Source organism: Novosphingobium malaysiense, assembly GCF_000802225.1.
Classification (GTDB): domain Bacteria; phylum Pseudomonadota; class Alphaproteobacteria; order Sphingomonadales; family Sphingomonadaceae; genus Novosphingobium; species Novosphingobium malaysiense.
Genome location: NZ_JTDI01000006.1, coordinates 198,601 through 214,459 on the forward strand (window position 1 = coordinate 198,601; position 15,859 = coordinate 214,459).

Below are 15,859 nucleotides of genomic sequence, written 5' to 3' on the forward strand. Positions count from 1 at the left end.
CTGGTTTCGCTCAACGGTCGACGGACACGCGGTAGATCATGACATGCCGGTAGGGCTTGCCCGGATCGACGCGCGCCGAGACGAAATTGTCGTGATTGGGGGAATCGGGAAACTTCTGCGGTTCGAGCGCGATGCCGTCCCCCATGCGGTAGAGATGGCCGTGCTTGCCCACGAAGGTCCCGTCGAGGAAATTGCCGGAGTAGACCTGAAGACCGGGCTCGGTCGTCAACACTTCGAGCACGCGGCCCGAGGCGGGGTCTTCAAGGCGGGCTGCCAGTTCCGGTTTCTTGGTCACGCCCTTATCGAGGGCAAAGTTGTGATCGAAGCCCCGGCCATAGACGATCTGCTGGTTGGTGCCGTCACGAAGGCCTTCGCTGACCGGCTTGCCCTCGCGAAAGTCGAAGACCGTACCTTCCACGTCGCGCAGTTCGCCGGTGGGGATCAGGGCCGCGTTGACCGGCGTGTAGTGGCTGGCCGGGACCATGAGCACATTTTCCATCGCGCCTTGGGGGGCGCCCTCGCCCGCCATGTTGAAAATGGCGTGGTTGGTCATGTTGATGACCGTCGGCTTGTTGGTGGTCGCGGCGAATTCGATGCGCAGCGCACCGTTCTCGTCCAGCGAATAAGTGACGCGTGCGTTCACGGCACCCGGATACCCGGAATCGCCGTCCGGGCTCATCAGGGAGAATACGGCTCGGGCAACCGGCCCGGAGGCGACCGATTCCACTTTCCAGTTCTGGACATCGAAGCCCTTGCCACCGCCATGAAGCGAGTTTTCGGCGTCGTTCCGGGGAAGCTGATAGGTCGTGCCGTCGAGCGTGAAACGGCCTCCTGCGATGCGGTTCGCATAGCGGCCAATGGTGGCGCCCCAGTAATTGGGTCGGCTCTCGTAATCGGACAGCTTGTCGTAGCCGAGCGTGATATCGGCCATGTTGCCGTCACGGTCGGGAGCCATGAACTTTTCGAGTGTAGCGCCGAAGGAGAGGATAGTCGCCGACACGCCATTGTCGGCAGTGAGCGTGACAGCCGTGACCTGCGTACCATCGGAGAGCGCACCGGCCGGAGCCTGAGTCGCTTCCGCGGCCTGGGCAGTCGCCGCGAGCGTGCAGGACATCGCGAAAACCGCCGTCCCTGCCATGATCCTGGAGAGATTCCTCATTCCCAAAGTGCTCCCAATCGTGCTTGGAATTTTCCCGCCCCATTGACGAGGGCGTCGACCGCATATAGTCCGACAAATAGAAAGAGCGCAAGCCGCTTCGCATTTGCTGCGCGACGCGCCCTGATCGAGAGGATAGTCATGCCATCAGTGGTTTCTTCAGGCGGCCAGCCGACAGAGAATGCGCAGCAAACGGGCGGAAGCTACGGCCCGGCGCTTACGCTTCTTGCCAGCCTGTTCTTCATGTGGGGCTTCATAACGGTCATCAACAATACGCTGCTGCCACACCTGCGCAGCGTGTTCGACCTCAATTATACCCAGACCACATTGATCGAATCGGTATGGTTCATCGCCTATTTCTTTGCCTCGATTCCCTCGGCGAAGCTGATCGAGCGCGTGGGCTACAAGAAATCGCTGGTCATCGGCCTGCTCATCATGGCTGCCGGCGCCGTCGGCATGATGGCCGCAGCGAGCATTCCTTCCTACGGCGTGACGCTGGTTATGCTCTTCGTCATCGCCTCGGGCATCACCCTGCTGCAGGTAGCGGCCAACCCCTACGTCGCCGTTGTCGGCAAGCCGGAAACGGCTTCTTCGCGCCTAAATCTCGTGCAGGCAATGAATTCTGCCGGAACCATGCTGGCGCCTGCCTTCGGAGCCTACCTGATCCTTGGACGCTCGAAGAGCGGCACCTCGATGGCCGGAACCGTCCTGACCGACGCGGAGCGCCTGGCCGACGCGCATTCGGTGATCCTGCCCTACGGCCTGGTCGCTGCCGTGCTCGTCATCCTCGCCTTCATTATCGCACGCTTCCCGCTACCGGCGATGGGCTCCAATTCCGCAGCCGCGCGGGAAAAGCGCTCGCACCTCATCAATCCGGAGCTGTTCAAGCACCGCAATCTGGTGTTCGGCATTCCCGCGATCTTCATCTACCTGATCGCGGAAATCGGTGTCGCCAACCTGTTCATCAACTTCGTCAGCCGCCCGGACATCGGCAACATGACGCATGAACACGCCGGCAACTACCTCACCTTCCTGTGGGGCGGCATGATGGTCGGCCGCTTCGCCGGCTCGGCGATCATGCAGCGCTTCGATGCTGCCAAGGTCCTGGCCGTGTTCTCGATCGGCGCCTTCGTCGTCGCGATGATGGCCACGCTGACGCACGGCCCCGTCGCGATGTGGTCGCTGATCCTGATCGGCCTGTTCCACTCGATCATGTTTCCGACAATCTTCACCCTCGGCATCAAGGGCCTCGGTCCGCTGACCGAAGAGGGATCGGGCCTGCTGATCATGGCGATTGCCGGCGGCGCGCTGGTGATCGTGCAGGGCTGGATTGCTGACACCTACGGCCTCCAGACCTCGTTCCTGCTCACTGCGGCCTGCGAACTCTATGTTCTGTTCTATGCCCTGTGGGGCAGCAAGCCGACACACGTCGAACCTGACCCGGTGGCGGTCGAAACCGACTGAGGCCACTTGCGACCGAACAAAAAGGAAAGGCCCCGGGGGCGTCCCCGGGGCCTTTCCTTTTGCAGCCTCTCAAGCGCGCCGAGCTATTCCGCTACAGGCTCCACCATCGCGCTGCGGGTATCCTCGAGTGCGAGGTCGACGAGCACGTTCATGGCTTCGGCGGCGGCCTCCGCATCGCCGGCGGCAATGGCATCGTACACCCGCACGTGATCGGGAATGGGATTGCGCGGGAGCGCGCGCGAACGCTGCTTGAACTGCGTCGTCCAGTTCACCGCCGCACCGATGCTCGCACTCAGAACCATGAGGGCATCGTTGCGCGTCGCATGGAGAATTGCGTTGTGGAAATCGCGGTCTGCCGCCCGGCCCGCCTCCGTCGTCAGCGTGTGCTGGCGCATGGCGGCAAGCGCGTCCTTCATGATCTTGAGATCGGCCTTGTCACGGCGCTGCGCCGCCAGGCGGGCAGCGGCCGGTTCGACGATGGCGCGCAGTTCGAACAGGCTGCGCACGAATTCGACGTCGGGCTCCCCGGCGAAGGCCCAGCCCAGCACTTCCGGGTCGAGCAGGTTCCAGCGGTCACGCGGGAGGACGCGCGTACCGGCCTTGGGACGGCTGGCAACCAGCCCCTTGGCCGTGAGCACCTGGATCGCCTCGCGGTAGGCGCTTCGCGAAACCTTCAGTTCCTCGGCAAAGGCGACTTCACCGGAGAGAATATCGCCGGGTGCATATTTGCCAGACAAGATGTCGGTACCCAGCTTGTGGGCAATGGCACCATGCAGGCGCCGCCCCGGCCCGCGGGTTTCCTTCGCCGGCTTTCCTTGTGCGTCATCATTGGCAATTTCAGCTTCGGTCACGGTTTTTAGCACCTCCAAACAGCAACCTACCAGCCCTCGCAGCGCGAAGGAACGACAAACATTGCGTTTATCTCCCACACATAATATGTCGGAGTAAATAGGGAGACATAATTGATGACCGAATTCCGATCCGTGGCCGCCGAAACCGGTGAACCGCACGGCGACCCCCTTGCCGTCCATGGACCTGCCGATGTCGCGGCAGCCTGCGCCGCAGCCGACGCTGCCTTCGATGTTTATCGCGCCACGGGCCGCGAAGAGCGTGCCGCATTCCTCGAACGAATCGCTGACGAAATCATGGCGATTGGCGATTCGCTGCTTGACGCCTATCTGACCGAAAGTGGTTTGCCTCGCGGCCGTGCCGAAGGTGAGCGCGGCCGCACCTGCAGCCAGCTTCGCCTCTTCGCCGACGTCGTGCGCAAGGGCCAGTGGCAGGAACTGCGCATCGATCCGGCCCTGCCCGACCGCCAGCCTCCACGCCCGGACCTGCGCCTGCGCATGATCCCCGTGGGTCCCGTCGCGGTGTTCGGCGCCTCGAACTTCCCGCTCGCTTTCTCGACCGCCGGCGGTGACACCGCTTCGGCCCTGGCCGCAGGCTGCCCGGTCGTCGTGAAGGGCCATCCGGCCCATCCGATCACCGGTTCGCTCGTCGCCCAGGCCATCACCAGGGCCGTATCGGCCTGCGGTCTGCCCGAAGGCGTTTTCCAGCACCTCATTGGCCCGTCGAACGATCTCGGCGCGGCCCTGGTGCAGGATCCGCGCATTATGGCGGTCGGCTTCACCGGCTCGCGCGCCGGCGGCCTCGCCCTCGCCAAGCTGGCGCAGGAGCGTGAAGTGCCGATTCCGGTCTATGCGGAGATGTCCAGCATCAACCCCGTCCTGCTCCTGCCCGAAGCGCTCAAGACGCGCGGCGCAGACCTTGGTGCGGCCTTCGTGGGTTCGCTCACCATGGGCGCCGGCCAGTTCTGCACCAACCCGGGCCTCGTTCTCGCCATCGAGGGCGAAGGGCTCGACGCGTTCGTCGCCGCTGCCAGGGACGCCGTGTCCGGTGCCCAGCCCCAGACGATGCTGACCGCAGGCATTCGCGATGCCTATGCCAAGGGGGTGGAAGCCCTGTCCGGCTGCGCCGGCGTGGAAGCCGTCGCCAAGGGGGACGAAGGGGACCGCACGCATGGCGGCACCTATCTGTTCCAGACCACGGCAGAAGCCTTCCTGTCCGACAAGGCACTGGGCAATGAAGTGTTCGGCGCAAGCTCCATCGTGGTGCGCTGCAAGGACGAAGGCGAACTGGCCAAGGTCGTTGCCGGTCTCGAAGGCCAGCTCACCGCCACGTTGCACATGGACGAGGCGGACGAAGGCATGGCTGCCCGCCTGCTGCCGGTGCTCGAGCGCAAGGTCGGCCGCATCCTCGCCAACGGCTGGCCTACCGGCGTCGAAGTGTGCCACGCGATGGTCCACGGCGGTCCGTTCCCGGCTACGTCGGATGCGCGCACCACCTCGGTCGGCAGCCTGGCCATCGACCGCTTCCTGCGCCCGGTTAGCTATCAGAACCTGGCCCAGCCGGTGCTGCCGCCCGAACTGCGCGACGAGGCCAAGAGTGATGGCGCGCCGCGCCTGATCGACGGCAAGCTCACGCTCGGCTGACAAGACGACAACTCCCGCGGCGCGTGCAACCGATGGCGCGCCGCGGTTGGGAGGGAACGATGACGTATACTCGCCTGCTCCAGCATCGCGCGCCCGACGGCGCGCGCTCGGTCATCCTCGCAGAGGGTGACTCGGCCCATTTTCTCAAGGGCGTAACCACCGTGCGCGAACTTGCCCTTCGTGCCATCGCTACGGGCGAAACGCTTGCCACTACCGCCCAAGCCTGCCCGGCGGGCGATGCGGTCGACATAGCCGCGGAATTCGCGGCCGGCAGGCTGCTGGCACCGATCGACCACGAAGACCCCGCGCACCTGCTGATGACGGGCACCGGCCTCACACATCTCGGTTCGGCCGAGGGGCGCGACAAGATGCACAAGGCGGCTGCTTCGAGCGAGAACCAGACGGACTCGATGCGCATGTTTCTCGAAGGTCTCGAAGGCGGCAAACCCGCGGCCGGGCAAGTCGGCCAGCAGCCGGAATGGTTCTACAAGGGCGACGGGTCGCAGCTTGTCGGCCCGACCGATCCCTTCACCATGCCCGCCTTCGCGCAGGATGGCGGCGAAGAGCCGGAAATGGCCGGGATCTACATCGTCGGCGAGGACGGCACGCCCTATCGCCTGGGCCTGGCCATCGCCAACGAGTTCAGCGACCACGTGACCGAACGCCACAATTATCTGTGGCTGGCCCACTCGAAGCTGCGCCAGGCCTCGCTCGGCCCCGAATTGCTGCTCGGTACGCCGCCCGAAAGCATCGAAGGCACCAGCCGCATTCTGCGCGAAGGCAAGGCGATCTGGGAAAAGCCGTTCCTTTCGGGCGAGGCCAACATGTCGCACACGCTCGCCAACCTCGAGCATCATCACTTCAAGTACGACCTGTTCTGTCGCCCCGGCGACATCCACGTCCACTTCTACGGCACGGCCACGCTTTCCTTCAGCGACAGCGTGAAGACGCAGGAAGGCGACGTGTTCGAGATTTCGGCCGCCCCCTTCACCCTGCCGGTCGCCAATCCCCTCACCCGCGCCAAGGAGCGCGCGGTGGCCGTCAAGGTGCTCTGAGCCATGGAGCCGATCCGCATTGCCGTCGTCGGCGTGGGCAAGATCGCCCGCGATCAGCACTTGCCCGCCATCGCCGGCACGCAGGCTTTCAGCCTCGCGGCGACGGTCAGCCCGCACGATCCGGGCCCAAAAGGCGTCCCGCACCTCGCCAGCCTTGAAGAGCTACTGGAAAAGGGCCCCGCCATCGACGCGGTTGCGCTCTGCACGCCGCCGCAGGTCCGCTACGGCCTTGCCGTGCAGGCCCTGAAGCGTGGCATTCACGTCTTCCTCGAAAAGCCCCCCGGCGCCACCCTGTCCGAAGTCGTCGCCCTGCGCGAACGGGCGGACAAGGTCGGCGTGACCCTCTTTGCCTCGTGGCATTCGCGCTTTGCGGCGGGCGTTGCCCCGGCGCGCGCCTGGCTGGCCGAACGCAAGATAGAAAAGGTCTCGATCGTCTGGCGCGAGGACGTGCGCGTCTGGCATCCGGGACAGGCATGGATCTGGGAGCCGGGCGGTCTCGGTGTGTTCGATCCGGGCATCAATGCCCTGTCGATCCTCACCCACATCCTCCCCCGCCCTGTTTTCCTCAAGGCGGCGACGCTGAGCCTTCCCGAGAACCGCGCCGCGCCCATCGCGGCCGACCTGAGCATGTGCGATACCGGCGGCGCCAAAATCCACATGGACCTCGACTGGCGTCAGACGGGGCCGCAAAGCTGGGACATCGTTGTCGAAACCGACGCCGGCACGCTCAAGCTCTCGCAGGGCGGCGCCGTGCTTTCGACCCCCTCGGGCACCGAACACAACGAGGACCTGGAATATCCCGGTCTCTATTCGCGCTTTGCCAATCTCATCCGCGGCGGACGCAGCGATGTCGACATGGACCCGTTCCGTCTCGTCGCCGACGCCTTCCTGCGCGGCCGGCGCGAAACCGTAGCAGCCTTCAACGACTGATCCTCCGGGAGGGGATACGAGACCATGATCAAGACTCTGCGACACACCGCCATCGCCGCGCTACTGGGCGCCACAGCCCTCACCGGCGCTGCCCATGCCGATACCAACGGTCAGCCCACCAAGGCGGAAATCCACGCCGATGCGCCCGGCCCCGTCTATGACAAGCGGATTTTCACCCAGTTCGCCGAACACCTTGGCAACGGAATCTACGGCGGCCTGTGGGTCGGCAAGGACAGCAAGATCCCCAACACCAACGGCTTCCGCAATGATGTTGTCTCGGCCCTGCGCGAGCTTTCCGTGCCGGTAATCCGCTGGCCTGGCGGCTGCTTCGCCGACGAATACCACTGGCGCGAGGGCATCGGCCCGCAGAGCCAGCGGCCGGTCAAGGTCAACACCCACTGGGGCGGCGTGACCGAACCCAACACCGTGGGCACCCACGAATACTTCGAACTGCTGCGGCAGGTCGGCGCCGAGGCCTATATCTCGGGCAATGTCGGCGACGGTTCCCCGCGCGAAATGGCCGAATGGGTGGAATACATGACAGCGCCGGCCGGCAGCCTCGCCGACGAGCGGGCGAAGAACGGCCACAAGGAGCCCTGGAAGGTCCCCGCCTTCGGCATCGGCAACGAGCTGTGGGGCTGCGGCGGCAACATGCGGCCTGAATACGCCGCCGACGTCACGCGGCGCTACGCCACGTTCGTCAAGGCGCCGGAGGGCACCCGCATCCTGAAGATCGCCAGCGGTGCCAATGTCGACGACTACAACTGGACCGAAACCATGATGAAGGTCGCGGCGCCGGTGCTGGACGGCCTATCGCTGCACTACTACACTCTGCCAGAAGGCGGCTGGCCACCCAAGGCGGATCCCGTCAACTTCGACGAAACGGCCTGGGCCGACACGCTCCATGAAGCCTGGCGCATGGATGAACTGATCACCAAGCACTCCGCGATCATGGACAAGTACGATCCGGACAAGCGGGTCTTCCTGGCCGTGGACGAATGGGGTGCCTGGTATGCCCAGGATCCGGGCACGCATCCCGGCTTCCTGCGCCAGCAGAACACCCTGCGCGACGCGCTGATCGCCGCGATCAACCTCGACATCTTCGCCAAGCACGCCGACCGGGTGAAGATGACCGCCATCGCCCAGATGGTGAACGTGCTGCAGGCGATGATCCTGACCGACGGCGACAAGATGGTGCTGACGCCCACTTACTACGTCTTCGACATGTACAAGCCCTGGCAGGATGCCACGGTGTTGCCGATCGACATCGACACGCCGACCTATACCAAGGGCAAGTACTCCCTGCCGGCGGTGAGCGGCTCGGCCGTGAAGGGCAAGGACGGCAGGATCCATGTCGGCCTCTCCAACGCCGACCCCGAAAAGACCAACACCGTGACCATCAAGCTCGACGGCGTGAATGCGAAGACCGTCGGCGGGCGAATCCTTACGGCGCCGGCGATCAATGCGCACAACACCTTCGACGATCCCGATGCGGTCAAGCCTGCCAGCTTCTCCGGCGCGCGGATCAAGGGCGGCAACCTGGTGGTCACCCTGCCCGCCAAGTCGGTCGTGGTGCTCGACCTGCGATGAGCGAGACCTACGTCCTCGGCGACTGGGGTACGAGCCGCCTGCGGCTCTACCGCATGCACGACGGAGATATCTCCGCGCGGCTCAACGGGCCGGGGACGGGGGCGCTGGAAACCGGCGCCGACCGGGTGCTGGACGAGCGGCTGGACGTCTGGCTGGCCGAAGGGCCCGTCGCGGATGTGACGCTATGCGGCATGGCGGGGGCTCCCGGCGCGCTGGTGGAAGCGGGATATGCGCCCTGCCCCGCCAATGCCGAGGATTGGCTCGCTTCCCGGACTCGCACGACAGTCGCGGGTGTGCCCGTAGCCGTCATGCCGGGCCTGAGTTGCCGGAGTGAAGCCGGTGTGCCCGAGGTCATGCGCGGAGAAGAGACGCAGGTCTTCGGCGCAATCGCGATTCATCCCGAACTCGCCAAGGGCAAACACTTGCTTGTGCTGCCCGGCACGCATTCCAAATGGGTCGTGCTGGTGGACGGATCGGTCGCCCACTTTTCCACCCACCCCACCGGCGAACTCTTCGCGCTGCTGGCGGGGCAATCGACTCTGACCGGTCCCGACGCGCCGGGCGACGGCACTTTCGACGACGGGTTCGAGCGCGGGCTTGAACGCTGCGAAGAGAAGCTGACGGGCGCGCTCTTCGAAGCCCGCGCCGCGCGCATGCTCTACGGCCGGTCGAAGGACTGGTCGCGCGGCTATCTTTCCGGCCTGCTGATCGGCAGCGAGACGGCCGCACAGATCACCTCGGGGACAACCATAACCGTGATCGGCGATACCGCCCTTTCGGCCCTGTACCAACGCGCCCTGGCAAGCCGGGATTGCACGGTTCGCGTGCTCGACGGCGATGCCGCGGTGGTCGCGGGCCTGAAGCTTGCGAGAGGAAAGACCACATGAGGATCGAAGAGGCCCTGGCTGCGGGCGCCCCCCCCATCGCTGCCATCCTGCGCGGCATCGGGACTGCCGAAAGCGCCGCCATCGCGCAGGCACTGGTCGAAGCCGGCATCAGACTGATCGAAGTGCCGTTCAATTCGCCCGATGCTGCCGGCTCCATCGCCGCCATGATCGAAGCCGTAGGGGACCGCGCTGCGATCGGTGGCGGTACCGTCGTCACGCCGGCCTTTGCGGAAACGCTGGCGCAGGTCGGCGGCACCTTCATGGTTTCACCCAACGTCGACCCGCAAGTGCTATCCCGGTCCAGCGAGCTGGGACTCGATCTGTTGCCCGGTTTCCTGACCCCGACCGAAGCCTTCACAGCGATCGGCGCCGGGGCCCGGGATCTCAAACTCTTCCCCGGCTCCGTTCTCGGCTCTGCCTATATCAAGGCCATTCGCGACGTCCTGCCCACGGAATGCCGCGTCTGGGCGGTGGGCGGCGTCGGCGCCGCCAACCTGGCCGAATACCGCGCTGCCGGCGCCTTCGGCATTGGCGTGGGCGGCAGCCTCTACAAGCCCGGCTACGATGCGGACACGGTGAGCGCCAAGGCGGAGGAGCTTGTCGCCGCCTGGAACGCCTCGGAGGCCTGACCATGTCCCGCCCGCCAAAGTGCCTTGCAACCGGTCTGGCTCTCGCCGCACTCGCGTTCGCGGCGCCGACGCAGGCGGCCGAACCCGAAAACGGCGCTGCCGGCACGCTGAATGTAGAGCTTTCGGGCGACCTTACCGCCCACGACCCGGTCATCATCCGCCAGAGAGACACCTACTACGTCTTCAACACCATAGGCCGTTACATCGGAATCAAGACTTCGAAGGACCTCAAGCACTGGACCAATGCCGGCGCGGTCTTTCACGAAATCCCCGCATGGGCAAGGAAAGCCATTCCCGGCACCGAGGGTATCTGGGCGCCCGACATTTCCCGCGTGAACGGCGAGTACCGCCTCTACTATTCGGTCTCGACCTTCGGCTCCAACCGTTCGGCTATCGGCCTTGCCACCAACGCAACGCTCGATCCTTCGTCCCCGGACTACAAGTGGGTCGACCACGGGCCCGTCGTCATGTCCGACAAGAACGACGACTTCAACGCCATCGACCCCAATCTGGTCGTCGATGACGAAGGCCGCCAGTGGCTGACGCTCGGCAGCTTCTGGAGCGGCATCAAGCTGTTTCCGCTCGACCCCGACACCGGCAAGCCCAGGCCGGGGACCGAACCTTATGCCATCGCACGGCGGCTCGTCCCGGAAGGTGCGCCCGATCCCATCGAAGCGCCCTTCATCATCCCGCATGACGGCTGGTACTACCTGCTCACCTCCTACGACTACTGCTGCAAGGGCGTGAACAGCACCTACTACGTCGTCGTTTCGCGAGCGAAGACCATTACCGGCCCTTACCGAGGCAAGGACGGCAGCGAGGCGATGATGGGCGGTGGAACCATATTCCTGCGCGCCGATCTGCAGGAGAAACAACGCTTTCGCGGGCCCGGCCATGTCGGCGCCTTCACCGACAAGGACGGCACCACCTACGTCGTCTACCACGCCTACGACAAGCAGGCCGACGGTGCGCCGACCTTGCGCATCGCCCCGGTCCGCTGGGGCAAGGACGGCTGGCCCTACATCGAACACTGAGCCCACCTGCTGGCACCCCGGTCCCTCACACCGGGGTGCCCTTTTTATCGTCGGACCAACGGGCCCCGACACGACCAGAAAGCACATACGGAGAGGACGACATGCACTTCACACTTTCTCGGCGTGCCTTTGCCGCAGGAGCGGCCATGCTGCCCATGGCCTGCACCCATGCCGGCAAGACGATGCTGGCATCGGCTCCGGCCGTGCCGGTTCCCGCCATCACCAACCCGCTGGTCAAGCAGCGGGCCGACGCGCAGGTCTTCCGGCACGACGACGGCTACTATTACATGACCGGATCGGTCCCCGAGTACGACCGGCTCGTCCTGCGCCGGGCGCGCACGATCGCCGGTCTTTCCGATGCCGAGGAGCGCGTGTTGTGGCGCCACCAGGCGAGCGGGCCGATGTCGGGTTTCATCTGGGCGCCCGAACTGCACCTGATAGACGGCCGGTGGGTGATGTACTTCGCCGCCGGACCCAGCGGCGGCGGGGAGGACGTTTTCCGGATTCGCACATATGCCGTCGTCTGCGACGGTCCTGACCCGATGACCGGCAACTGGTCGGTACTTGGCGAATTCCAGGCGCCGTGGGACAGCTTCAATCTCGATTCCACGTCCTTCGTGCATCGCGGCACGCGCTACTTCGTGTGGGCGCAGCGCGAGCCGGGCCTCGAGACCAATTCCAACCTCTACCTCGCCCCGATGGCATCGGCCCTCACTCTCGCCGCGAAGCCGGTTCGCCTGACGGTGCCTACGCTTGACTGGGAAATCCGCGGCTTCAAGGTAAACGAGGCGCCGGCCGTGCTGGAGAAGAACGGCAAGCTGTTCATGACCTACTCGGCCAGCGCCACGGATGCGCGCTACTGCCTCGGTCTGCTTACCGCCGATGCGGACGCGGACATCATGAATCCGAATGCCTGGACCAAGTCGCCCGAGCCGGTGTTCACCTCGTGCCCGGAAACGGGGGTCTACGGCCCCGGCCACAACAGCTTCACCGTCGACGAACAAGGTCGCGACATGCTCGTCTACCACGGCCGCGACTACGAGCAGATCGAAGGCGATCCGCTGTTCGACCCCAACCGTCATACCCGGGTGCAGAGGCTCTACTTCCACGCCGATGGTACTCCGGACTTCGGCGTCCCGGTCGGCAACGGCCCCCTGCCCGAGCGCTTCGAGTCGGCCGGCCGTCCCGGTACCTGGCTGGCATACCAGGGATCTCGCCTGCTTGCCGGCACCGCCCCTTTGCCGAATACCCAGTTCCGCTCGCTCCCGAACGGCGACGATACCGTCAGGCTCTGCCCGATTTTGCTGCGCGATCGCTGCCTGACCGCCGACGCCGAGACGGGCGCAAGCCTTGCCTCAATGCCGGCCGGCAGCGCGCCCCGCAGCGCCGATCTATTCCGCCGTGTGCGCGGCCCCGTGCAGGATAGCGTCCGACTCGAGTCGGCCGCTTTTCCCGGCCAGGCCCTTGCCCTGACGCCGCAGGGGCTCGGACTGGCCGCTGCCAGCGATCCCGCAACCGTTTGGAAGCTGTCCTGAGCGGTCAACAACTCGGACTAAACCTTGCCATTTTCCACCCCGTGAGGCGGCAGTGTTACACTTCGCACAGGAATCTTTCTGCCTCCTCACTTTTTCCTTGCATATAATAACTCCGACAAATAACAGGCCGATCGAGATTTGAAGAGGCATGGTACGGGCCAGCCTCAATGGGAGGGTTGATCATGGCGCTCAAGCCAATCACATTCTGCACTGCATCCGTTCTCGCCCTGAGCCTGGCTGGCGTTGCCCATGCACAGGACAAGAAAAACAGCGATGTTTCGGACACTGACGCTCAGGAAATCATCGTTACCGGCGTTCGCGCATCGATCGTTGGCGCCCTGAACGTCCGCAAGGAATCGACCCAGATCGTCGACTCGATCGTGGCCGAGGACGTGGGAAAATTGCCGGACAACAACGTCGTCGAAGCGCTGCAGCGCGTGACCGGCGTGCAGGTGACCGACCGCGGCGGCGGCGAAGCGGCGACCATCACCATCCGCGGCCTTCCCGATGCCTTGACCACGCTGAACGGGCGCAAGGTCTTCACGGCCGCAGGCCGCTCCTTCGCGCTGCAGGACATCTCGGCCAACCTCGTCAAGCAGGTGGACGTCTACAAGACGCGTTCCGCCGACCAGATCGAGACGGGCCTTGCTGGCCAGGTCGACGTCAAGACCCGCCGCCCGTTCGATTTCGCCGGTTTTGCGGTGTCCGGTCTCGCCCGCGGCATCTACAACGAGCAGGCGGACTCCTATAACCCCAACGTCGCACTTCTTGTCAGCGACCGGTGGGAAACCGGCATTGGCGACATCGGCATCCTGGTCAACGCGAGCTGGAGCAAGACGAAGTATCGCAACATGTCGACCACGGCGGGCGCCTTCGTGCCCTTCGCCACCGAGAACCCGCCGGCCGGCTCCGGCTTGACGCCGCTCGAGCGCATTTTCCCGGGACCGGACAATATCAACTGGCAACCGGGCCTCGACTATGGCCTGCCCACCGAGCCGGGCTCGACGCTGAACATCAACGGTGTCGAGACTCCCTACTACCTCTCGCGCGATGCCGTCTTCTCATCGGACCTTTACGGCCAGCGTGAACGCCCCGCCGTGAACGTTTCGCTGCAGTGGGCTCCCAACGCCACCTCCGTCTACAGCGCCGAGATGTTCTATTCCGGCTTCCGCGGCCACACCTTCAACTCACTGCAGTTCAGCTTCGTGGACTGGTGGGGCAACCCCGGGCCGGTCGAGCTCTATGACGGCACCAACATCGTCAAGTCGCGCACTGTGGACGATGTCTATGGCTTCAACAGCGGCGACTATGCGACAAACCGTACCGACAGCTACGTCTATGCGCTGAATGGCCAATGGGACATTGCCAACTACCACGGCAAGATCATTGCCGATGCCGCCTACCAGACCAGCACCAACAAGACGACATTCATCGCCATGCGCACCGATCGCGTGGCCAACCAGATCACGGCGGACTTCAACGCTGGCGGCGGTATCCCGTCCTACCATTTCGCGGACGATTCGCTGCTGACCGATCCGAGCGTCTGGAACGTCGCCCAGCTCTACGACAACGCCGACAAGAACAAGGGCAGCGCAATCACCCTCACCCTCGACGGCTACTATGAGTGGGACGAAGGCTTCCTGCGCCGCATCAAGGCCGGCCTGCGTTACGACGACCGCAAGGCCTCGAACTACGTTCGCACCCAGGACGGCTATCTCGGCGCCTCTCTCTCGACGTTCCCCGAAGAAGCCCTCTTCACCAATTCGGATTTCATGAAGGGGATCGCCGACGTACCGCGCAGCTGGGTGCTGCCGGACGGAAGCTGGCTGCATAGCAACGCCGATCAGGTACGCGGCCTCTACGGCTTGCCGACGTCCGATGCGCTGTCGCTGGTCAAGACCTTCGACATCGACGAAGCGACCATGTCCGCCTACATCATGGCAGACGCGGAAGTCTCGATCTTCGGGCGCCCGCTGCAACTTCAAGGTGGCGTCCGCTATGTGTCGGTGACCACGGATTCGAACTTCTTCGATCGCTACAACAACGGCGCAGTCACGCGGTCGGGCAGCCAGTCCGAGAAGTTCCTCCCGAGCTTCACTGCACGCTACGAGATCACCCCGAACCTGCGCCTCCGTTTCAACTACGGTGAAACGCTGCGTCGTCCGAACTTCGGCGACATCAACCCCAACTACTCGCTGACCGGCGACCTTACCAATGTCGGCTACGGCAGCGGCACGGCCGGTACGGCCGACCTCAAGCCGACGCATTCGAAGAACTACGACCTTGCGCTCGAATGGTATTTCGAACGCAACAGCGCGATCTTCGTCACCGGCTTCCGCCGCGAGATCCAGGGCCTGGTCGTGCCGCTCACGGTGCTGGAGTACATCCCGAACAACGGCATTGTTGCCGGCGCGACGGACTACTTCGCGATCACCCGTCCGGTGAACGCTTCGGATGGCGTGTTGAAGGGCGTGGAAGTGGGCCTGACCTACTTCCCGACCTATCTTCCCAGCATCCTCGACGGACTTGGCTTCCAGGGCAGCGTGACCATCCTGGATTCGAAGCAGAACATTCCGATGACGGACTCGGCCGGCAACATCACCGGCGAATCCACTTCGCAGTTCTTCGACGTCTCGAAGCTCTCCTACAACGCCACGCTGGCGTACGACCGCGGCCCCTTCAACGCCCGCGTCTCGTACGTCTGGCGCAAGGGCTTCCTGCACAACAACGAGGCAAGGCTCTTCGCCAACCCGATCGGCGTCTGGTATCGTCCGGAAGACAGTCTCGACGTCCAGCTTACCTGGAACGTCACGGACAGCATCGGCATCACCTTCGACGCCACCAACCTGACGAAGTCGAAGCAGCAGAACTACTACAAGTTCGACAACGTGGGGAACTCCCAGCAGTTCAACCTGGGCACCCTGCAACTGGCGCGAACGTTCGCCCTAGGCGCGCGCTTCACGTTCAAATGATCTGACTGGTCGGGACAGGTGCCATTCCCTGTGTCCCGGCCAGCCATTGGCGGCCGCCTTCCGGCTCTCCCCCCTCTCCCTCGCCCGCGCGTTCGGAGGGCGGCCGCCAAGCCTC

Annotated in this window: 12 protein-coding genes; 10 read left to right on the top strand and 2 right to left on the bottom strand. The window is 64.6% G+C overall.

Annotation, left to right across the window (positions count from 1 at the left end; genetic code table 11):
• Positions 1 to 10: 10 nt before the first annotated feature.
• Entirely contained in the window at positions 11 to 1,159 is a 1,149-nt protein-coding gene (locus LK12_RS18605; RefSeq protein ID WP_039287429.1) for an aldose epimerase family protein, read from the bottom strand.
• 138 nt (positions 1,160 to 1,297) lie between these two features.
• On the opposite strand from LK12_RS18605, the gene LK12_RS18610 reads away from it, so the two are divergent.
• The gene (locus LK12_RS18610) at positions 1,298 to 2,620 is read left to right on the top strand and encodes a sugar MFS transporter (RefSeq protein WP_039287432.1); all 1,323 of its coding nucleotides are present in this window, start codon (positions 1,298 to 1,300) and stop codon (positions 2,618 to 2,620) included.
• Between the two features lie 83 nt (positions 2,621 to 2,703).
• On the opposite strand, the gene LK12_RS18615 is transcribed toward LK12_RS18610, so the two are convergent.
• Entirely contained in the window at positions 2,704 to 3,471 is a 768-nt protein-coding gene (locus tag LK12_RS18615; RefSeq protein ID WP_197063598.1) for a FadR/GntR family transcriptional regulator, read from the bottom strand.
• A 114-nt stretch (positions 3,472 to 3,585) separates the two neighbouring features.
• On the opposite strand from LK12_RS18615, the gene LK12_RS18620 reads away from it, so the two are divergent.
• The 9 genes from LK12_RS18620 (at position 3,586) to LK12_RS18660 (ending at position 15,744) form a co-directional block, all read left to right on the top strand.
• Entirely contained in the window at positions 3,586 to 5,112 is a 1,527-nt protein-coding gene (locus tag LK12_RS18620; RefSeq protein ID WP_039287436.1) for an aldehyde dehydrogenase (NADP(+)), read from the top strand.
• A gap of 59 nt (positions 5,113 to 5,171) precedes the next feature.
• On the top strand, positions 5,172 to 6,167 hold the full coding sequence (gene araD1, locus LK12_RS18625) for an AraD1 family protein (protein ID WP_039287837.1): 996 nt from the start codon (positions 5,172 to 5,174) through the stop codon (positions 6,165 to 6,167).
• Between the two features lie 3 nt (positions 6,168 to 6,170).
• On the top strand, positions 6,171 to 7,097 hold the full coding sequence (locus tag LK12_RS18630; RefSeq protein ID WP_039287438.1) for a Gfo/Idh/MocA family protein: 927 nt from the start codon (positions 6,171 to 6,173) through the stop codon (positions 7,095 to 7,097).
• A 24-nt stretch (positions 7,098 to 7,121) separates the two neighbouring features.
• Complete coding sequence (locus LK12_RS18635) at positions 7,122 to 8,687, top strand: alpha-N-arabinofuranosidase (RefSeq protein WP_039287440.1); 1,566 nt, start codon at positions 7,122 to 7,124, stop codon at positions 8,685 to 8,687.
• Positions 8,684 to 9,574, top strand: a complete 891-nt coding sequence (locus LK12_RS18640) for a 2-dehydro-3-deoxygalactonokinase (RefSeq protein ID WP_039287443.1) — start codon at positions 8,684 to 8,686, stop codon at positions 9,572 to 9,574. Before LK12_RS18635 ends, LK12_RS18640 begins: the two co-directional genes overlap by 4 nt.
• The gene (locus LK12_RS18645; protein WP_039287445.1) at positions 9,571 to 10,203 is read left to right on the top strand and encodes a 2-dehydro-3-deoxy-6-phosphogalactonate aldolase; all 633 of its coding nucleotides are present in this window, start codon (positions 9,571 to 9,573) and stop codon (positions 10,201 to 10,203) included. The genes LK12_RS18640 and LK12_RS18645 overlap by 4 nt, the downstream gene beginning before the upstream one ends.
• A gap of 2 nt (positions 10,204 to 10,205) precedes the next feature.
• Positions 10,206 to 11,237 (top strand): arabinan endo-1,5-alpha-L-arabinosidase, encoded by a 1,032-nt coding sequence (locus LK12_RS18650; RefSeq protein WP_039287448.1) that lies wholly within the window; start codon positions 10,206 to 10,208, stop codon positions 11,235 to 11,237.
• A 101-nt stretch (positions 11,238 to 11,338) separates the two neighbouring features.
• Positions 11,339 to 12,772: a glycoside hydrolase family 43 protein gene (locus LK12_RS18655; protein ID WP_039287450.1), complete on the top strand. Its 1,434-nt coding sequence runs from the start codon at positions 11,339 to 11,341 to the stop codon at positions 12,770 to 12,772.
• A 182-nt stretch (positions 12,773 to 12,954) separates the two neighbouring features.
• Positions 12,955 to 15,744, top strand: coding sequence for a TonB-dependent receptor (locus LK12_RS18660; RefSeq protein ID WP_039287453.1), 2,790 nt, complete (start codon positions 12,955 to 12,957; stop codon positions 15,742 to 15,744).
• Positions 15,745 to 15,859: the final 115 nt, after the last annotated feature.